We start from the raw sequence: 20,309 nt of genomic DNA on the forward strand, positions 1-20,309 counted from the left end.
ATTAAATGCTGGTTTTAGTCAGGTGGTGAAAAACTAGGCACTCATGCGGTAGCCCTGTGCATTAAAGAGTGTTTTACAGTCATTGCTTTCAACAAGGCGACCGTCTTTCATTACCGCGACTCTGTCGGCAATCTTACGAACGATACTTAAGTCATGAGTAATGAAAAGCATCGCCATACCCAATTCTTGCTGCAGGTCTTTTAGAAGGTCGAGGATCTGCGCTTGCACCGATACATCCAATGCGGTTGTCGGCTCATCAGCGATAAGCAGCTCAGGTTCGTTGATCAGTGCCATTGCAATCATCACGCGTTGGCGTTCACCACCAGATAATTCATGTGGATACGCTGAAATCTTTTGCTCTGGGTAACGAATACCCACCTTGGATAGCCACTCTATCGCCAAGGCTTGCGCTTTATTGGTTCGCATCCCTCGGTGAATAGAGAGAGTTTCAACCAGTTGCTTGCCGACTCGATGAAGCGGGTTAAGCGAAACCATAGGCTCTTGGAAGATCATACCAATGCGGCCACCACGAATCCCTCGCAATTGTCTTTCAGAACAACTCAGAATATCGGTGCCAGAGAAGTTAATCTTACCGTTTAAGTAGTGCGACGAGCCTTTAGGCAAAAGTTTTAAAATCGAGTTCGCTGTAACCGATTTACCGGAGCCACTCTCGCCCACCAGCGCGAGTGTTTCGCCTTTATATATTTCTAAAGAGACATCTTGCGTCACTTGTTCTATCGAGTCTTTACGCCCGAAACCGACAGACAATTTATCGATGGTCAGAACTGGAGATACATTAGAAGCCTCTGCTGTTGACCCTGAAGTAGGAACTGTATTTGAAGTCATAACTTATCCTTACTTCTGTTGATGTGGGTCGAAGGCATCACGTACCGCTTCACCAACGAAGACAAGTAACGTAAGCATCAGTGAAAGCACGACGAAGGCAGAAATACCAAGCCAAGGCGCTTGCAAGTTAGCTTTACCTTGCGCCAATAGCTCACCTAATGAAGGCGAACCCGCAGGAAGACCAAAGCCTAAGAAATCTAACGACGTTAATGTGGTGACTGATCCAGAAAGAATAAACGGCATCATGGTTAACGAAGCAACCATCGCGTTGGGTAGCATGTGACGAAGCATAATGCGTTTGTCGTCAACACCCATGGCTTGCGCGGCTCTTACGTAATCAAAGTTTCGACAACGTAGGAATTCAGCTCGCACGATGCCAACCAAACTCATCCAACTGAACAGCACCATAATTCCGAGCAACCACCAGAAATTAGGTTCGATAAAACTGGAAAGGATAATCAGCAAGAACAGAGTCGGCATGCCAGACCAAACTTCAATGAAGCGCTGCCCGAACAAGTCGACCCAACCACCGTAGTAACCTTGTGTCGCTCCGACTACGACGCCGACCACACTCGATACTATCGTCAGAATAAAACCAAATAGTACCGAAATACGGAATCCATAAATGATACGAGCCAATACATCTCGCCCTTTATCATCGGTTCCGAGCCAGTTGACTGAATCGGGCTCCGATGGCACCGCGCCTGAAATATCGAAGTTTATTGTGTCGTAACTAAACGGAATGATTGGCCATACGATGTAACCGCTGTCTTCGATGAGTTCGATAACATACGGGTCTTTGTAGTCGGCTTCGGTTTCAAACTCGCCACCAAATTCTGTTTCGGCATATTCACTGATAACAGGAACAAACCACTGATTATCATAAGACACCAAGAGTGGCTTATCGTTGGCGATGATCTCAGCGAACAGGCTCAAGCCAAACAAGATGGTAAATATCCAAAGGGAGATAAAACCACGCTTGTTTGCTTTAAAACGTAACCAACGAGCTTCAGCTAAAGGGTTGTTAAACATTTATTATCAATACCTTGTTATTCATTCGCCATTAACGCGCTTCAAAATCAATTCGAGGATCAACCCAGGTATACGTCAGGTCGGAGATAATGCTCAGCACCAAGCCAAGCAAGGTCATGATATAGAGAGAGCTGAACACCACGGGATAATCTCGTTGAATGGTCGATTCAAAGCCAAGCAGACCGATGCCTTCGAGTGAAAACATCACTTCAATCAACATAGAACCCGTGAAGAAAATACTAATAAATGCGCTAGGGAAACCCGCGATAATGATCAGCATGGCGTTACGGAAAACGTGCTTATAGAGAATACTGCTCTCATCCAAACCCTTCGCTCTCGCGGTCACCACATATTGCTTATTGATTTCATCAAGGAAGGAGTTTTTGGTCAGCATGCTCAATGTGGCAAAGCCGCCGATGACCATAGCAAAAATAGGCAAAGCTAAGTGCCAGAAATAGTCGCCGATTTGCTGATACCAATTGAGCTGGTCGAAGTTACTCGACACTAGCCCACGCAATGGGAACCAACTGAAGTAGTTACCACTCGCGAACAAAATAATCAGGATAATCGCAAACAAAAAGCCCGGAACCGCGTAACCGACAATCACGACCGCGCTCGACCAAATATCGAAACGAGAACCGTGATGTATCGCCTTCATGATGCCTAGAGGGATCGAAATCACATAGATGATTAACGTACTCCAGAGCCCTAAGGAAATGGAGACGGGCAGCCTCTCGATGATGAGATCAATCACGTTACCGCCCTTAAACAGGCTTTCACCAAAGTTAAAGGTCGCGTAATTTTTCAACATATCGAAGTAGCGAACATGAATCGGCTTATCAAAACCAAACTGCTTTTTGATCTCTTCAACCACTTCAGGATCAAGTCCGCGAGAGCCTTTATAGCCACTGACAGAAGCTTGATCACTTTCGCTTAAATCAACTTCTTGTCCACCACCAGAAAAGCGCTCCATGATACCAGAGTTGTGCCCTTCTAATTGGGCAACGGCTTGCTCTACTGGACCACCTGGGGCGATCTGAATAATGAAAAAGTTGATGGTGATGATCGCCCACAGCGTAGGGATCACCAACAGTAAACGCCGAAATATATACGCGGCCATGCTAACTAACTCCTAGCGACGTTTTTCAGGAAGCAAAGCCGCCTTCTCTTCTGAAATCCACCATGTATCGATACCTAAATCGTATTTAGGTAATACATCTGGACGCTCAAACTTGTCCCACATTGCAACGCGATATTCACCAACGTGCCATTGAGGGATGTTGTAGAAATTCCACTGCAATACACGGTCAAGTGAACGACCTAGTGTAAGAAGCTTTTCAGGATGTTGTTGGTTACGCGCAATTTCTTCTGTTAACGCGTCAACCACCGGATCCATCACACCTGCAGTATTGTAAGTAGAATCAATGTAGTTAGAGTTCCAAACAATCATTAAGTTCGGGCTAGGATAAGGGTTTGCGGAAAATGAAGACGACACCATGTCGAAATCACGATCACGCAAGCGCTTGATGTACTGAGTGGTATCGATGGTACGGATCTTCATTTCGATACCCATGCGTTTCAGGTTCTTTTGAACAGGTGTTGCGATACGTTCTGTGGTTGGGCTGTAAATCAGCAACTCAAATGACATCGGCTTGCCAGTCTTTTCGTTGGTCATTACTTTGTCTTTCAATACCCAGCCCGCTTCTTTCAGCAGTTTGAACGCAGTACGCATTTGGCTACGAATACGGCCGCTGCCATCGGTTACTGATGGCTGGAATTCTTCAGTAAACACTCTCGGTGGAATTTGGTCTTTGTACTGAGACAGCAATTCAATTTCAGCTGCGCTTGGTAAGCCTTTCGCTTCATAGTCGGTGTTTTGGAAGTAACTACGAGTACGTTTGTACTGACCATAAAACATGTTCTTGTTCATCCACTCAAAGTCCATCGCGTAGGTTAACGCTTCTCGAACTTTAGGATCTGAGAACACAGGAGATTGAATATTGAAAACAAAACCTTGAGTCGTTTCTGGCTTCTCATGGTTGATCTCTTCTTTAATGATGTAGCCTTTATCGAAGTTCGCCCCCGTGTAAGAGTTTGCCCAGAACTTAGCCGAGTTCTCGGTTCGAAGATCGAACTCCCCTGCTTTGAAGGCTTCCAGCATTACGGTGTCATCGCGATAGTAATCGTACTGCACTTGCTTGAAGTTATTGCGACCAACGTTAACGGGTAGATCCGCAGCCCAGTAATTTTCATCTAAACCGTATGTAACGCTTTGACCAGATTTGTAGCTAATGATCTTATAGGGACCACTGCCTACTGGTGGCTCACTTAGAGGTTCAGACAGCTTTCTGTCTTTCCAGAAATGTTTCGGTAGTACACGAGTGCTTTGCGCAAAGCTAAACAGCTTCTCGCGGTTTGGCTTGTTCATCTCAATACGAACAACCGAATCAGAGACAGCCGTTACTGACTCGATTTCTTTGTAATACACACGATATTGAGGCACACCTTCTTTCGAAAACTTGTCAAAAGTGAAGGCAACATCGTGAGCCGTGATTGGTTTGCCGTCTTGAAATTTAGCATCTGGATTGATGTCAATATCCATCCAAGTGAAATCACTGGCGTAGCGAACCTTTGAGGCGATCAATGGATAATACGCATCAATCTCGTCGCTCGGAGAAAACATCAAGGTATCGTAAATCTCACCCGTATAGCTGGCAGCAACGCCGCGGGAGCCGAATCGATTAAAGCTATCGTAGGTACCAATGCTGCCATAAGTCACTTTGCCCTGCTTTGGCGCATCAGGATTAACGTAATCGAAGTGAGTGAAGTCGACAGGATATTTTGCTTCACCAAAACCGACCAGTTGCGTGGTTTCAATAACGGTGACAGCGGGAGTTGATTCGGTATCAGAGGCGTGTGTAACGGAGGGATATAGAGCAATTAGCGGCAGTATGACGGCACATGACTTCAAATTAGACCTGAAAAATTGAGTGCGCTGCGAGGCTTTGCTTCGGAAATCTGTTCCCATTTGACTCTCCCTTCAAATGTTATGAATTCTATATTCAACTTGATTAACCGGCTTTGAATGCATGCCGTTAAAACAAGTATAGGTTCAAATCTAACATCATGTAATAACTAATAAAACCATCAGCACTCCATCTCTGACGGTTTATTTACAAATTACTCGTCACCGCTCGAAACTATTGAATGCAGTTAGCGCTGATCGCTTTGATTCCTTTAATTAGCTTGGTGGCGTTGGAAAGTACGGGGTAAGGCAGAGGCACGGAGATTACTCTAGCGGGAATGACATTAGCCTCCATGGCTTTGATTCGCTTCTGAAGTGAAATTTAGGTTCTAAATAATCAACAAACTATACTTTCACTAGAGTATCCTTGCTGCCTAGGTCTAAATGGAATGACACTTTGAACAAACCAAACCACATAACATTCGCAACGTTCAACCTTCTGAACTATCTCGAACCACCGAATGCTTATTATGATTTTGAGAACATCTACAGCTTCGAAGAATGGCAGAAGAAGCAACATTGGATGGCTGAAGCGATTCGTTCATTAGATTGTGATGTGATTGGCTTTCAAGAGATATTTAGCCCGAAGTCTTTAGAGCAATTGATGAACAAGCTAGGTTATCCATACTTTGCTGTGGTCGATAGCGCACACGTTGAAGATGATTACCTATACACCTCACCTGTCGTTGGTATCGCATCCCGCTACCCAATTGAAAATGTGCAGCCTGTTACGCCAGATTCGAAGTTACTGACAGCGTTCAACCTTGGAGACAATTTCTCATTCAACCGAGCGCCTGTTCATGCCACGATTACGTTACCCCATTTAGGTTCGACCGACTGTTATGTTGTGCATTTCAAATCACAACGTCCGACAGAACCCAAAACTGAACAACTAAAATCCTGTAGCCATTCAGCAGATAAAAAGCCGCAAAGCGACACATTGGTTAAGCTTCATCAAGAACAACTAGGCTCTTGGCTATCGAGTGTTCAACGTGGCCTAGAGGCTCAAATGCTGCATCAATACATCACCAATCAACGCTACCAAACCGATCAGCCTGTTGTGTTAATGGGTGACTTTAATAAGCCTCTATTCAACGACGAGTTTAAAGGGCTGTTGAGCTATTCATTAAATCGAGATGAAGCGAGCAAGCATTGGCTTTCGCACTTCCGGTTAAAAGACAGCTGGGATATTTATCATCAATTGCATGAACAAGATTTGCTCGAACAACGCAAACCAACCCACTATTATGGTGCATCTGGTTCTGTTCTGGATTACATTTTAATGTCGAACGAATTTGACTGTCAGAACTCATCAAGCTTGATGGAGATCTCTAGCTACACTGTGTTAGACCATCACCTCATCAATCCAAGCTTTGAACACGACCAATTCAGTACTGACCATGCCATCGTTGCTGTTACCGCTCATATTCGTGAAGCTTAGGGCGTCTTGACCTTTCAATCTTATTAGAGTTATCCGACACCCCGTCGAATTCGCAAGCAGGATAAGCTCACATAAAACAAAAAAATAAATAAAAATATAATCACTTTATAATCCCAGCCAACAGAATCCGTTAAAACACAGCAAGCCGCTGAATAAAAAAGAAATAAAAAACACCCCGCATTGACTCTAACAATCCATCCCCTTTCAAATCATCCGGTTTTTATGTTTTTTCACCTGGCACTTACGCAAGCTTACTTTCAAGAGTGGCGTGATTTTGCATAATCCACACGCTTTAGTAGCTTGCGACTTAACTCAATCTCAACCATTCAGAATAAGACGAATAGAAACACGATGAACCACACAATAGAGCTCAACGGCTTAATCATTGATACTGACTCTCGAACGATTACTAATGGACAGGGGAATAAAATCACTTTACGCCCTCACCTACTTTCGGTGCTCTGTTTACTGGCAGAAAATCTAGGGGATCCCGTTTCTAGGGAAGATATTATTGATATGTGCTGGGAAGGGGAACTCACTTCTCCTCACATACTTGCTAACGTCATCTATAATCTGCGTAATGTTTTTACGCGTTTAAGAACACCAGACATTCAGATAACCACAATCACCAAGTTTGGCTACATTTTGTCGGTTGACCCTACTTAATTAAATTTAAGCGACATTACATTGTGTCAAAACTGTATGGGCAACAAGCCGTAGCGCACTCTTTATATCTCCATTGAGAACGTATTTATGCAATCAATGGCGTTGATTAAGATCACTAAAAAACACCCCATCGAAACGTTTCGATGATCGTTATCACACTCTAGCAAAGTGAAGAGTGCAAATGATAAATCAGACACTATTATCACTATCGAAACGTTTCGATGGTTTTTCTTGAGTTGTTCTCAACCCATTAAACGTTATTTTTCGATAGGTCGTGATATGAAAAAAAGTACTCTAATTAATTCTGAACTCTCTTACTTAGTGGCGACTCTTGGCCACACAGATGAAATCACGATTTGTGACGCGGGCTTGCCGATTCCAGATCACGTAACTCGTATTGATCTTGCCTTAACTCATGGTGTTCCGAGCTTTCAGCAAACAGTAAAAACCATGCTGGATGAATCTCAGATTGAAGGCGTTGTGATTGCAGAAGAGTTTGCGAAAGTAAGCCCAGACCATCACGCTGCACTGATTGATTTAGTTAAGACAGAAGAAGCGCGTTGCGGCAAATCGCTTTCGATTACTTACATCACTCATGAAGAATTCAAAGAGCGAACGCATGACAGCCGCGCGGTTATTCGCACTGGTGAATGCACGCCATACGCAAATGTTATTTTCCAAGCTGGCGTAACGTTTTAGCTCAAGCTCAGCGTTTGAACCTAAGCCCAACGACAGCTCAGTGTCATCACTGAACCAAGCAATACTTATACAGAACAATCAAATACAACTGGCCCCGAGTAAAGGAACCGACATGACTCAAGCCATTTTAGAACTTAGCTCAATTGAGAAAGCCTTCCCTGGTGTTAAAGCACTGGATAAGGCAAGCCTCAACGTTTATCCAGGACGCGTAATGGCGTTAATGGGTGAAAACGGTGCAGGTAAATCAACGCTTATGAAAGTGCTTACGGGTATCTACCACTTGGACAGCGGCACTATCGCTTACCAAGGAAAACCGGCTGCATTTAAAGGACCGCGTGACTCTCAACAAGCAGGCATTAGTATCATTCACCAAGAACTGAACCTAATTCCTGAGTTAACCATCGCCGAGAACATCTTCTTAGGTCGTGAAATCACGGGCACCATGGGTCGCATCTTGTGGAACGAGATGTACCAAGAAGCCGACAAGCTACTTAAACGCCTTAACGTGAAACACAGCTCGAAAACACCTTTAGGCCAGTTGAGCCTTGGTGAGCAACAAATGGTAGAGATCGCAAAAGCCCTATCGTTTGAATCTAAGGTCATCATCATGGATGAACCAACTGATGCGCTTACCGATACCGAAACCGAGTCGCTGTTTAAAGTGATCAACGAGCTACGTTCTGAAGGTTGCGGCATTGTTTACATCTCTCACCGCTTGAAAGAGATCTTTGAGATTTGCGATGACATCACCGTGCTGCGTGACGGTAAGTTCATTGGTCAGTGTGAAGTAAAAGACACCGACGAAGATGGCTTAATCGAAATGATGGTTGGCCGTAAGCTAGACGAACAATACCCACGTATCGGGCAGAGCCACGGTGAAACCTGTCTTGAAGTGATTGGCCTGACGGGTTCTGGTGTTCATGACGTGAGCTTTACTCTAAAGCGTGGCGAAATCCTGGGTGTATCTGGTCTTATGGGCGCAGGTCGTACCGAACTAATGAAAGTGATTTACGGTGCCCTTCCTAGTGAACGCGGCGTCATCAACCTAGAAAACAAAACCATTAACCCGGTAAGTCCAAAAGATGGCTTGGCGAATGGCATTGCTTACATCTCTGAAGACCGTAAAGGCGATGGCTTAGTTCTAGGGCTTTCTGTTAAAGAAAACATGTCGTTATGTTCTCTTGATCTACTGACAAAGAGCGGTCAAATCCAACATAAAGATGAAGTAATGGCGGTTGATGACTTCATCAAGTTATTCAACATCAAGACCCCGACTCGCGAGCAAATCATTGGCAACCTTTCTGGTGGTAACCAACAAAAAGTGGCTATCGCTAAAGGATTGATGACAAGACCAAAAGTATTGATTCTCGATGAGCCAACGCGTGGTGTCGATGTCGGTGCTAAGAAAGAAATATACCAACTCATTAATAAGTTTAAAGCCGATGGCATGAGCATTATTTTGGTCTCATCTGAAATGCCAGAAGTGTTAGGAATGAGTGACCGCATCATGGTGATGCATGAAGGCCGTGTAAGCGGTGAATTTGATTCTAAAGAAGCAAACCAAGAATTATTACTGGCGTGTGCGGTCGGTAAAAAGATCAACGAGGACGCAGCATGAGTACTAAAACCATGAGCAAAACAACTGAAACTGAAGCGCCAAAGAAAAAACCGTTAATCAGCAAAGAATGGCTGATTGATCAAAAGTCATTGATTGCTTTGATCTTCCTGATTGTTGTCGTTTCTTTCTTAAACCCAAACTTTTTTACTGTCGACAACATTCTGAATATCCTGCGTCAAACTTCGGTTAACGCGATTATCGCAGTAGGTATGACACTGGTTATTTTAACCGCGGGTATCGACTTGAGTGTCGGCTCTGTACTTGCGCTTTGTGGTGCATTCGCAGCCAGCATGATTGGCATGGAAATCCCTGTCATGATCGCAGTACCAACCGCTCTAGTAGCTGGTGCAGCATTAGGTGCTATTAGCGGTGTGATTATCGCTAAGGGTAAAGTTCAAGCCTTCATCGCAACGCTTGTAACCATGACACTACTTCGCGGCGTAACCATGGTTTACACCGACGGTCGCCCTATCTCAACAGGCTTCACTGACACAGCAGACGCATTCGCTTGGTTCGGTACAGGCTACGCAATGGGCATCCCAGTTCCAGTATGGATCATGGTCGTCGTATTTGCAGCGGTATGGTACCTACTTAACCACACACGCTTTGGTCGTTACGTTTACGCACTCGGTGGCAACGAATCAGCAACTCGCCTATCAGGTATTGATGTAGACAAAGTGAAAATCGGCGTTTACGCAATCTGTGGCCTGCTAGCTGCAGTGGCAGGCATCATCGTGGCATCTCGCTTGTCATCCGCTCAACCCACCGCAGGTATGGGCTACGAGCTAGACGCCATCGCCGCAGTAGTACTGGGCGGTACAAGCTTAGCCGGCGGCCGTGGTCGCATCATAGGCACACTGATTGGTGCACTGATTATCGGCTTCCTAAATAACGCCCTGAATTTATTAGACGTTTCTTCTTACTACCAGATGATTGCAAAAGCAGTGGTTATTCTTCTGGCGGTATTGGTCGACAACAAAAACAAGTAATACAAATTGATTTATTCATTAAACGCAACACCTATTAAAAACAAGACGTAATGTAACAATTAAACCAATAAATAACGTAACAACGAGCTAGGATTATCCAACCTAGCTCACCCCACATAAAGGACTTACACCATGAAAAAATTAGCGACTCTTATTTCTGCTGCTCTTCTTTCTACAACGGTATCTGTGTCTGCACAGGCGCAAGATACAATGGCAATCGTTCTGTCTACATTGAACAACCCATTCTTCGTAACCATGAAAGATGGCGCAGAAGCGAAAGCTGAAGAGCTAGGCTACAAGCTTATCGTTCTTGATTCTCAAAACGACCCAAGCAAAGAGCTTTCGAACATTGAAGATCTAACCATTCGTGGTGTTAAAGCTATTCTGATTAACCCAACGGATTCAGACGCTGTGTCTAACGCGATTCGCATTGCTAATCGTTCAAACATCCCAGTATTAACGCTAGACCGTGGTGCAAGCCGTGGTGACGTAGTGAGCCACATTGCTTCTGATAACGTAATCGGTGGTGAAATGGCAGGTCACTACATCATGGAAAAAGTGGGCGAAAAAGCGAAAGTTATCCAACTCGAAGGTATTGCTGGTACTTCTGCAGCTCGTGAACGAGGTGAAGGCTTTATGAACGCAGTAAACGGCAGCGACCTTGAGCTTCTAGCAAGCCAACCTGCTGATTTCGACCGTACTAAAGGTCTGAACGTAATGGAAAACTTGCTTGCAGCTAATCCAGATGTACAAGCGGTATTCGCTCAAAACGATGAAATGGCTCTAGGTGCACTTCGCGCCGTTCAAGCTTCAGGTAAAGAAGTGATGATCGTTGGCTTTGATGGCACTGAAGACGGTATCGCTGCTGTTAACCGCGGCCTACTAGGCGCAACGGTTGCACAGCAGCCTGACCTAATCGGTTCTTTAGGTATTGAAATAGCGGACAAAGTACTGAAAGGCGAGACAGTAGACGAGTACGTACCAGTAGCTCTAAAAATCATCGCTAAGTAACTTATCTATTACCAACTAACTTAGAGCTTAACTCTTGATCTAATTAAGCAGGGGTCCCCTATCCCCTGCTTTCTTAACTCACTAGCTCATTGGTTCATTGGCTCACTGACTCAAGACAAAAAGCAAAACTCCGACAGTGCATCGCTGTTTCTCATAAGCTGCTAACAAAGCGAGCAATCAACGCAATGAGAAAGACCCATGCATTTTCAAATACGATATATCATAAGGCTCGTATCATGACTCAACTGATTGTTTTAGGTAGCGTTAACGCTGACCACGTACTGCAAGTTCCTTCTTTCCCTCGTCCGGGTGAAACCTTGATTGGCGGTAACTATCAGGTCATCCCTGGCGGAAAAGGCGCAAACCAAGCGGTAGCTGCAGCGCGATTAAACGCAGATATCGGCTTTATCGCCTGTGTCGGTGACGACCCATTCGGCATCAATATTCGTCAAGATTTTGCTAAAGATGGCATCAACATCGACGGTGTTATCGTTGCAGACAACACACCAACGGGCATCGCGATGATCCAAGTATCAGCAACAGGTGAAAACAGTATTTGCCTTTCTGCTGAAGCCAACAACAAGCTGACTTGCGATCAAATCGAACCGCATCTAGAGAAGATTCGCGGCGCTAAATACCTTCTGACTCAACTTGAAACGCCAATTGAAGGCATTGAATACGCGGCAAAAGTAGCGAAGGAAAGCGGCATTCAAGTTATTCTTAACCCGGCTCCTGCTCGTCCATTATCGGATTCATTGCTTGCTTGTGTTGATGTGATCACACCTAACGAAACCGAAGCTGAAGTACTAACAGGCATTACCGTGATTGACAGCGCATCCGCTCATCAGGCAGCTTTGGCTTTGCACGGGAAAGGCATCGAGACTGTGATGATCACACTTGGCGCGAAAGGCGTTTGGGTAAGTAAAAACGACAAGGGTGAGCTCATTGCAGGTTTCCGCGTTGAAGCGACAGACACAACCGCTGCGGGTGATACCTTCAACGGCGCATTGGTGACAGGCTTACTTGAAGACATGCCACTTGAGCGCGCGATTAAGTTTGCTCATGCCGCGGCTGCTATTTCAGTGACTCGCTTTGGCGCTCAGACGTCAATCCCAAGCAGAGCTGAAACGGATGCGTTTTTATCAGAGCAATTATCTGCTTAGCTTGACACCTATTTGAAGGCTTAACTCCTGAGCTAAACCGTAGTTACGGATGTTAGCCTTCAATTTCGGTAACAACAAATAACAAGTATAAGCCCCTGTTTTCGGGCAGAATATCGCGCAACGTGGCAAGTTACTCCCACAAGGATTTTTTATGGCAACAATGAAAGACGTCGCTCGGCTAGCAAAGGTTTCAACTTCAACCGTCAGCCATGTGATCAACAAGTCACGTTTTGTCAGTGAAGAGATTGCTGAGCGTGTTAACAGTGCGGCTAAAGAACTCAACTACGCTCCCTCTGCATTGGCTCGTAGTTTGAAAATGAAGCAAACCAAAACCTTAGGTATGCTGGTAACTACCTCTACTAACCCATTCTTTGGTGAAGTAGTAAAAGGTGTTGAGCGTCGTTGTTATGAGAAAGGCTACAACCTTATCTTGTGTAATACAGAAGGCGACAGCGAACGCATGAAATCATCTATCGATACCTTGCTGCAGAAGCGTGTCGATGGCCTAATGCTGATGTGTTCAACCCTTGAGGGCGAGCACATTGATGTGTTTGAACGCTACCCAGAATTACCTATCGTTGTGATGGACTGGGGCCCAATGCTGTTCGCGAGTGATAAGATCCAAGATAACTCGCATCAAGGTGGCTACATGGCAACCAAGCACTTGATCGATAACGGTCACGCTCAAATTGGTTGCATCACCGGCCCACGTCACCGCAATCAAGCCTCTTCTCGTTATCAAGGCTTCAAGCAAGCGATGGAAGAAGCGAGTCTAGAGATCAACCCTAAATGGATTGTTGAATCAAACTTCGAATGCGATGGCGGTTTTGACTCTTACCAAACTTTAAAAGCGCGTGGTGAAATGCCATCGGCACTGTTTGTTAGCAATGACATGATGGCAATGGGTGTGATTCACGCCGCGGCTCAAGATGGCACATCGATCCCAAACGATCTTTCGATCATTGGCTACGATGACATTCACTTGTCGAAGTACATGACCCCAGCTTTGAGCACTATCCACCAGCCAAAACACCGTTTAGGTAAAGCGGCAGTAGATACTCTATTGAACCGACTCAAAACCCCTGATGCGTATCCCCAGGTTGTTGAGTTAGAGCCAACGCTAGTTGAACGAAGCAGCGTAAAAGCCATTTAAAGCGCCTTCTTACAAATCTAAGTAACTGTTCTAAACAACAGAGCCGAACAACACTGCCAGCTAACAGACAGCAGAAACAACCAAAATAACAAAGGGCAAGGTTATCTAACCTTGCCCTTTTCGACTCTATTGCGTTTCACTTGTCTTGTTAACGATTCAGCGCAGACGCTATCTGCTGTATTTCGTCTAACACATCAACACCATTGTATTGAGGCGCAATAGACAAGTCTTGAATATTGATCGTTTCAACAGACTGATGCTCACTGAGTTGAAGCATTAAGTCTCCCTTCGGTGAATAAGTTCTGCTGCCACCACAATATGTTGCGGTAAAGGCATCAACCACATCTTGTCCAACGCGATTACACGTTACGATATGGCACCCTTCTTCTAACGCTCTTGCTTGTGCAATGGCAAAGCTATGATGACCACCAAAATTCGCTGGATGGAGAATAACGTCTACCGACTGATACGCTCGCATGATCTCTGGAAACCAAATATCAAAGCAAATCGCGACACCGAACTTCAAGCCTTTGTATTCAAAAGTAAGAAGTTCACTTCCTCTCGAAAAGTACTCTTTGTCGAATTTCGTTTGACTGACTTTTCTGTATTTATGAAGCAAACCTGAACCATCAACCACCACAACACTATTGTAATACTGGCCATCATCTTTCTCAGCGACACCCGCAACGATTAGCGTCTGATGCTTCGCGGCAAGCAGAGTTAACGAATCAATGCTCGGGCTGTTATTGAAGTCTTCACACAGTTCATGAATTTCTGCGGCATCGTTAAAGATATATCCAGTAGAGAACAGTTCAGGCAGCAACGTGATATCACCCACTGCCGTCTCGGCTTCTAAAAGCTCAGAGACTCGCGAGAGGTTCTTTTGTTTGTTTTTGTATTCAACTTCAAGCTGAACAAGGGTGACGCTGACATTATCCAAAGTTAAATCCTTATTTGTGGCAAAGGTTACTCGATACCGAGAATAAACTAAAACCACAACATGATCTTGGCTTGATTAAGGTTGATGATCAGAATTGCAGTCTTAAAGTTATCAAAGCGAAAACCAAATCAGTAATCAGTAATCAGTAATCAGTAATCAGTAATCAGTCTCTCATACAATCTAATAAGCAGGACTTATTACTCGAATAAAATCTACTACTTAGCCATTCACTGTAAGTATTAATAATATTCTCTTGTCAAAGGACACCTATGACGGGCTATCGCTATTCGTTGGCGGTTGTTTAGTAGTTAAGGATAAAGAGAATAAAAGACATTATCATGAATAAAAACACCTTATTTACGACCATAATAGTTTTGTTGCTAGCCGGATGTAATAGCTCTGACAACACCGTCACTGGTGGCGAGACTTCACCAGGTAACCCAGGTTTGCCTACCTTCCCACCAGGCGAAGGCGATGAAGGGAATGGGAATGGCAATGACCAAACAAACCCAGACGGCGACGTTGACTTAAAAGACAAACTAATTTTAGAGGCAGCACAACGTTGGGGAACAACCTACGACGAAATGTATCAAGCCTGTCAACTATGGGAATGCAACTTAGGCGGTGTACAAGATAGGCTAATATTTACGATCGATCGTGAAACCCAACTATCTGAAGGCAGTATGAGAGTGACCTTTACTCTCACTGAAAACAGAACTGATTTCTGGCCAAAATATACGTTCTACAGTGACTTGATTAAGCACAGTAACGTTCAAATAGAGCATGTTGAATCATCTTTCCACTATGCAGTATCAGATGAAACACAAAGCTCAAGTTCAACTCTCAAGGGATGGAAAACGGGGTTCGATGAATGGTCAACACAAGACCCACGTGAATGCACAAACAATTTCTGTAGTGACATCAAAACATCATGGTTAGAAAACGCACAAATGTCTCAAGCAATGGCCGTATATCGTGAAGATGATATTGTTTTCGCGACTCAACGCGGTTACGTAACTGGAGAAGAACTACAAGTACTTTTTCCAATGTTTGATGCAACCTTTCCTGGCCACTACTAATTAAACTTAAGTTATTTGGCGACTAAATAGCGCAATGGAGATATTGTCTTCATTGCGTTGTACAGTGAGCATTGCACGATGTTTTCGCTACACCGAACCCCTGCCTGTACATCTACGAAAACCCAAGATCTTCATTTAAGGTTCAGATTTTGCTCAAAAAATCTTAAAACACTCTATTTCAATAAATAACACGTGCGCACATTCACACTATTTATGCATTGCCTTGCATCGCTATCGTTAAATTTATAAATTAACTTGAATGCTCACCCAATCGGTAACGCTTCTCCAACTATGGATATCAAGTACCAACATTTTGCCAAGACTTCGTTCTACTTTGCCATTTCTTTCTTTTTTTCTATGGCATTGCTTATCCCTTTTACACCGTCTCACTACCAAAATTTAACCGAAGACACATCGAGGCTTGTCGAAACAAGGCTTGAGAGCATCCAATCAAGGTTCGACCTTTTTTTATCAGGCATCACACCGAGCCATACTTGCGACTCGATGGTTAGACAGCTTCGCCAAACTGTATTTGATGCCGATTGGGTAAAAGAAGCCGCGGTATTCAATAAAGACGACCGTTTTTACTGCTCGACTACCGATGGCGAAGTCTCGTTTCGCCTCTACAGCACCATCAGACAAAGACTCAATGACGACCCTAACTTAACAACCTTATCGTATTCAAATTCAGCGATCACTCAAGTGCAATCCATCATGCTTATGTTCTCGAATAAGGACGATGCAGGAGTGAGCCTGATGATTCCGCCACACTTCATCTATGACACTGTAGAGACGAACCTTAACAACCATGGCATTCAGGCCAAAGTTGAGGTGATCAAGAGAGATATCCACCCATCTGATATCGATCCGTCCATCGCCAAAGTACGGATACAATCGAACATCTACCCACTCACCATCACGTCATACATTGGGTATCAGTATTATTGGAACTTCATGTTGAGCTATTTGTGGTTTGGCTTTTTAATGGCAGGGATTACGACCATTATTCTCCTTTCCATCAAACATAAAAAACAGAGCCAACGCAGCTTAGAGTACTCGCTGTCTAGCGCACTCAAAAACAAACACCTACATGTTCACATGCAACCTATCGTAAACCGAAACACAACAGAAATCGTAGGCTGTGAATCGTTGCTCAGGTGGAACGACCCAATTGAAGGCAATGTATCCCCTGCTATCTTCATTCCTCTGGCAGAAAGCTTAGGGTTGATTGAAGACCTAACCTACTTTGTGTTGCGTGAAGTGTTAGACACATTGAAAAATCATCGTGAGTTGTTTGAGTCAAAATACATTAGCGTCAATATCAGCCGAAACGTTGTCTCCAACAGTAACTTCGCCAACAAAGTCATTAGTATCTATAAGAAGAATCCGGACATTCTTAGGCAAGTCGTTTTTGAAGTGACAGAAGATGGCGAGTGCTCTGATGCGGATATGGTCAAAATCAAAAACAACTTAACTAAGCTTGCAGATTTAGGCGTGAGAGTCGCGATTGATGACTTTGGTACTGGCTACGCAGGTTTAGATTTTGTGAGACAGTTTCCGTTCAGTATTCTCAAAATCGATCGCGTGTTTGTGAAAAACATTTCGGACGAATCGAGCCTTGGTATCCCTTTACTCGAATCAATGCTTCAGTTGTCACGCACTCTAGGCATGCAGGTAATCGTTGAAGGGGTTGAGTACGAATCCCAAGTGAACATCTTGTCTAAACTGGGCGTTGACTATATCCAAGGCTTCTATTTTTATAAGCCAATGCCGATCAACCTGACGATAAGCTTGCTTAGGCAGCAATATGTAGATTCTAGCCAACATCAAGAGTCATCACCGTCTAAAACAGTATTAGAGCAACCCTAAATCGAGTCGACTCCCTTAGTTACTCCTGATGTTTGCCCTACTCCTCAAGCAAATAGAGCTAGAGCACTGTTTTTAGTGCCCTAGCTCTACTTTTAGTTATCTACCTTACCCAACCGCACTCTATGCATTTGTACACCTAACAATCTAACCTACAATAACAATAGGCCCTTAGTGTGTGGAATACGTGTCTCTATGTTTGCGAGTTGGTTTGATGATATATCCCTACAACGAAAGCTATTAGTCAGTTTTTTCACCCCTATTGCGCTAATGGTTCTAGTTTCGTTCTCTGTCCATCAAAACACCCAATCAATGGTCGAAGATAACCACTGGGTAGTTCATACGCACAAAGCCATTGCACGAGCTCAAGAGCTTCTTAACCTAGCGATTGATATGGAAACAGGCCAACGTGGATACCTGATTACTGGTGATCCTGTATTTTTGGAGCCTTACCACCTTGCGCTTGATGTTTGGAATCAGAAAGTGAATACACTGAGCAGTCAAATCAGTGATAACCCGAGCCAAGTTGAACGACTCAATCGCATCGATGCTCTTCACGAAGCGTGGTTAACAGAAGCCGGAGAAAAAGAAATCACTCAACGCAGCCTCGTTGGTAATAGCAACACCACAATGCAGAATGTTATAGAGCTGACGCAGAAACAAACCGGAAAGAAAATCATTGATGAGATTCGTAGCGAGATAGCCGAATTCATAGAAATTGAACAGACACTCATTCAGGTTCGAGTTGAAAAATCGGACAAATCCGCCAATCAAACCACTTATGTGCTGATTCTAGGGACACTTTTTTCAACGTTTATTTCACTGATCGTAGCCGTATGGTCATCAAATCGCATTAAAAAACGTATTCACCTACTTCTTAACGCTGCGAATCAGGTAGCGGCAGGACATTTAAAACAAGTCGCCTCGACGCTTAACCAGAGCCCTATCCAAACGGGGACGGATGAAGTTGCTCAGCTAACCCAGAGTTTCCATAAGATGGCGACCAATCTGGTTAAAAGTGACAATCAGATGCAAGCGTCGAATCAAGCGCTGATCGCTGAACGTAAAAAAGCCGAAGCGGCAGCCAAAGCTAAAAGCGAATTTCTTTCAACCATGAGCCACGAAATACGCACGCCGATGAATGGCGTGCTGGGCATATCTCAAATCATCGCAGCGCAAACTAAAGAGCCATCGACCAAAGAGAACATCGATATCATCCTTGATTCTGGTCAGCATCTCATGACCATACTCAATGACATTCTCGACTTCTCTAAAGTCGAAGAGAATAAGCTCGAACTAGAAATCGCTCCGTTCAATTTTAATCAAGTCATTCATCCCGTCAGCGGTGCAATCAAACCTTTGGCCGATGAAAAAAGTATCCGTTTGATCGTCGAAAACGAAATCCCTGAAAATATAGAGCTCATTGGTGATTGCGCGAGACTTCGTCAAATCTTGTTCAATCTGGGTGGAAACGCGACCAAGTTCACCAACGATGGGCACGTTCTGATTCAATCGGCACTCAACAAACAAGAAAGCCGACTGCTTCTGACTGTTACCGATACCGGGATCGGCATTCCGAAAGATAAGCACCAACACGTCTTTAATTCTTTTGAACAGGCAGACACATCGACGACGAGGAAGTTTGGCGGTACAGGGCTCGGGCTCGCTATCGTAAAGAACTTGGTGGAGTTGATGGACGGTCAAATCACCTTGAACAGTGCTGTAGGGCTTGGCACTAAATTCCAAGTGTCATTACCTATCAAGTTGCAGGAAAGCCAAGCAGCACACACTGCACCGAACTTAATCAGCACAACAGAACCTTCCAAGAACCCACTGAATGTTCTACTTGTCGAAGACAACCGCATTAACGCCATTGTTGCCAAAGGATTCTGTGAAAACCTTGGATACAATGTCGAGCTGGCTGAAAATGGAAGAATCGCCACCGAATACCTAAAAACCGCTGAATATGATCTGATTTTGATGGATAACCACATGCCCGAAATGAATGGCGTGGAGGCAACTCAATATATCAGGCAACAGCTTGGCTTAGAGACTCTGATCTTTGCTTACACTGCCGATGTTTTCCGTGAAGCGCATGACAGTTTCATTGAAGCGGGTGCAGACCATATTTTAACCAAGCCCTTGCAACAAGAGAGCTTCTTCGATGCGTTGCAACAGTTTTCAACACGCTTACCTCAACACCCCAAAAGCGACCAAACGGCTTGCCAAACAAGTAACGTCATAGAGCTACACCGAGAACCCATTGAAAAGCTTCGACTGACAGAAGAAGAGATAAGCCATTCTGATGTCATTCAGTCGTTCAAGGAGAGTCACGACCGTTTAATCATACTCTTAGAATCAACAACCGTAGAGTTTGAACAATCCATCGACCAACTTATCAAGCTCTATGTGACCAAAGATCTAGCTCTGTTGAGCCAAACTCTACACTCGATTAAAGGGATGGCACTCAACCTAGGGCTCAGTATCTTATCTAATCAAGCCCTGACTCTAGAGACACAAACAAAGAACCAACAACTGCCCGACATCGAGCAACTACAAAAACTGATCAACCGCATCTTAGTCAACGAGCACCAAGCGCAGAGAATGATCATTGCCTACGCTCCGCAATTACCTAATCGAACAGGCTAAGTGTGGGAGAGTAGTTAACGCCACCTTTCTATTAATGGATAATCCTGCCTAAGTCACCATTAACTCTATCCAGTTATACCCGTGATCATTGAAGGTGCTTGATTTTAGCCAAAATGAGGATCATGCTAGGTG

The 20,309-nt window shown here is 44.3% G+C and carries 15 protein-coding genes and 1 pseudogene; 11 read left to right on the forward strand and 5 right to left on the reverse strand.

The genetic code is table 11. From position 1 onward, the window contains the following. Positions 1-57: 57 nt before the first annotated feature. From ED652_RS21000 to ED652_RS21015, 4 genes and pseudogenes are all read right to left on the reverse strand, one after another. Positions 58-846 (reverse strand): annotated as a pseudogene (locus ED652_RS21000) (ATP-binding cassette domain-containing protein); the annotation flags it as partial. A 9-nt stretch (positions 847-855) separates the two neighbouring features. After that, on the reverse strand, positions 856-1,878 hold the full coding sequence (locus tag ED652_RS21005) for an ABC transporter permease (protein WP_102344046.1): 1,023 nt from the start codon (positions 1,876-1,878) through the stop codon (positions 856-858). Positions 1,879-1,909: 31 nt separating this feature from the next. Continuing rightward, positions 1,910-2,998 (reverse strand): microcin C ABC transporter permease YejB, encoded by a 1,089-nt coding sequence (locus ED652_RS21010; protein WP_060469694.1) that lies wholly within the window; start codon positions 2,996-2,998, stop codon positions 1,910-1,912. A 12-nt stretch (positions 2,999-3,010) separates the two neighbouring features. Beyond that, the gene (locus ED652_RS21015) at positions 3,011-4,906 is read right to left on the reverse strand and encodes an extracellular solute-binding protein (RefSeq protein ID WP_122056053.1); all 1,896 of its coding nucleotides are present in this window, start codon (positions 4,904-4,906) and stop codon (positions 3,011-3,013) included. 394 nt (positions 4,907-5,300) lie between these two features. Between ED652_RS21015 and ED652_RS21020 the strand changes: the two genes are divergently transcribed. From ED652_RS21020 to ED652_RS21055, 8 genes are all read left to right on the forward strand, one after another. After that, positions 5,301-6,344, forward strand: a complete 1,044-nt coding sequence (locus tag ED652_RS21020) for an endonuclease/exonuclease/phosphatase family protein (RefSeq protein WP_122056054.1) — start codon at positions 5,301-5,303, stop codon at positions 6,342-6,344. 351 nt (positions 6,345-6,695) lie between these two features. Then, on the forward strand, positions 6,696-7,010 hold the full coding sequence (locus tag ED652_RS21025; protein ID WP_122056055.1) for a winged helix-turn-helix domain-containing protein: 315 nt from the start codon (positions 6,696-6,698) through the stop codon (positions 7,008-7,010). A gap of 279 nt (positions 7,011-7,289) precedes the next feature. Next, a complete protein-coding gene (gene rbsD, locus ED652_RS21030) occupies positions 7,290-7,709 on the forward strand; it encodes a D-ribose pyranase (RefSeq protein WP_009844907.1) in 420 nt (139 codons plus the stop codon). Positions 7,710-7,821: 112 nt separating this feature from the next. Then, entirely contained in the window at positions 7,822-9,327 is a 1,506-nt protein-coding gene (gene rbsA, locus ED652_RS21035) for a ribose ABC transporter ATP-binding protein RbsA (RefSeq protein WP_122056056.1), read from the forward strand. Further along, positions 9,324-10,316, forward strand: a complete 993-nt coding sequence (gene rbsC, locus ED652_RS21040; RefSeq protein WP_122056057.1) for a ribose ABC transporter permease — start codon at positions 9,324-9,326, stop codon at positions 10,314-10,316. The genes rbsA and rbsC overlap by 4 nt, the downstream gene beginning before the upstream one ends. A 132-nt stretch (positions 10,317-10,448) precedes the next feature. After that, positions 10,449-11,327: a ribose ABC transporter substrate-binding protein RbsB gene (gene rbsB / locus ED652_RS21045; RefSeq protein ID WP_012600805.1), complete on the forward strand. Its 879-nt coding sequence runs from the start codon at positions 10,449-10,451 to the stop codon at positions 11,325-11,327. 236 nt (positions 11,328-11,563) lie between these two features. Next, entirely contained in the window at positions 11,564-12,490 is a 927-nt protein-coding gene (rbsK, locus tag ED652_RS21050) for a ribokinase (protein ID WP_122056058.1), read from the forward strand. A 151-nt stretch (positions 12,491-12,641) separates the two neighbouring features. Continuing rightward, on the forward strand, positions 12,642-13,643 hold the full coding sequence (locus ED652_RS21055; protein WP_122056059.1) for a substrate-binding domain-containing protein: 1,002 nt from the start codon (positions 12,642-12,644) through the stop codon (positions 13,641-13,643). A gap of 148 nt (positions 13,644-13,791) precedes the next feature. Here the strand turns inward: ED652_RS21055 and ED652_RS21060 are convergent, their stop codons facing one another. Then, positions 13,792-14,583 (reverse strand): carbon-nitrogen hydrolase family protein, encoded by a 792-nt coding sequence (locus ED652_RS21060; RefSeq protein ID WP_122056060.1) that lies wholly within the window; start codon positions 14,581-14,583, stop codon positions 13,792-13,794. A 338-nt stretch (positions 14,584-14,921) separates the two neighbouring features. Here ED652_RS21060 and ED652_RS21065 point away from each other — a divergent pair, with 338 nt between their 5' ends. From ED652_RS21065 to ED652_RS21075, 3 genes are all read left to right on the forward strand, one after another. Next, entirely contained in the window at positions 14,922-15,662 is a 741-nt protein-coding gene (locus ED652_RS21065) for a hypothetical protein (protein ID WP_122056061.1), read from the forward strand. 291 nt (positions 15,663-15,953) lie between these two features. Continuing rightward, the gene (locus ED652_RS21070) at positions 15,954-17,531 is read left to right on the forward strand and encodes an EAL domain-containing protein (protein WP_122056062.1); all 1,578 of its coding nucleotides are present in this window, start codon (positions 15,954-15,956) and stop codon (positions 17,529-17,531) included. 192 nt (positions 17,532-17,723) lie between these two features. Next, positions 17,724-20,177 (forward strand): CHASE3 domain-containing protein, encoded by a 2,454-nt coding sequence (locus ED652_RS21075; protein ID WP_122056063.1) that lies wholly within the window; start codon positions 17,724-17,726, stop codon positions 20,175-20,177. The last annotated feature ends 132 nt before the right edge of the window (positions 20,178-20,309 follow it).

The sequence above is a fragment of the Vibrio sp. Evd11 genome (assembly GCF_900382755.1).
Lineage (GTDB): Bacteria > Pseudomonadota > Gammaproteobacteria > Enterobacterales > Vibrionaceae > Vibrio > Vibrio lentus.

Excerpts from the sequence above, each read along its gene's own strand:
- ED652_RS21015 (WP_122056053.1), bottom strand. The coding sequence starts at position 4,906 with ATGGGAACAGATTTCCGAAGCAAAGCCTCGCAGCGCACTCAATTTTTC.
- rbsC (WP_122056057.1), top strand. The coding sequence starts at position 9,324 with ATGAGTACTAAAACCATGAGCAAAACAACTGAAACTGAAGCGCCAAAG.
- ED652_RS21005 (WP_102344046.1), bottom strand. The coding sequence starts at position 1,878 with ATGTTTAACAACCCTTTAGCTGAAGCTCGTTGGTTACGTTTTAAAGCA.
- rbsK (WP_122056058.1), top strand. The coding sequence starts at position 11,564 with ATGACTCAACTGATTGTTTTAGGTAGCGTTAACGCTGACCACGTACTG.
- ED652_RS21075 (WP_122056063.1), top strand. The coding sequence starts at position 17,724 with ATGTTTGCGAGTTGGTTTGATGATATATCCCTACAACGAAAGCTATTA.
- ED652_RS21010 (WP_060469694.1), bottom strand. The coding sequence starts at position 2,998 with ATGGCCGCGTATATATTTCGGCGTTTACTGTTGGTGATCCCTACGCTG.
- ED652_RS21025 (WP_122056055.1), top strand. The coding sequence starts at position 6,696 with ATGAACCACACAATAGAGCTCAACGGCTTAATCATTGATACTGACTCT.
- rbsA (WP_122056056.1), top strand. The coding sequence starts at position 7,822 with ATGACTCAAGCCATTTTAGAACTTAGCTCAATTGAGAAAGCCTTCCCT.
- ED652_RS21070 (WP_122056062.1), top strand. The coding sequence starts at position 15,954 with ATGGATATCAAGTACCAACATTTTGCCAAGACTTCGTTCTACTTTGCC.
- rbsD (WP_009844907.1), top strand. The coding sequence starts at position 7,290 with ATGAAAAAAAGTACTCTAATTAATTCTGAACTCTCTTACTTAGTGGCG.
- ED652_RS21065 (WP_122056061.1), top strand. The coding sequence starts at position 14,922 with ATGAATAAAAACACCTTATTTACGACCATAATAGTTTTGTTGCTAGCC.
- ED652_RS21055 (WP_122056059.1), top strand. The coding sequence starts at position 12,642 with ATGGCAACAATGAAAGACGTCGCTCGGCTAGCAAAGGTTTCAACTTCA.
- rbsB (WP_012600805.1), top strand. The coding sequence starts at position 10,449 with ATGAAAAAATTAGCGACTCTTATTTCTGCTGCTCTTCTTTCTACAACG.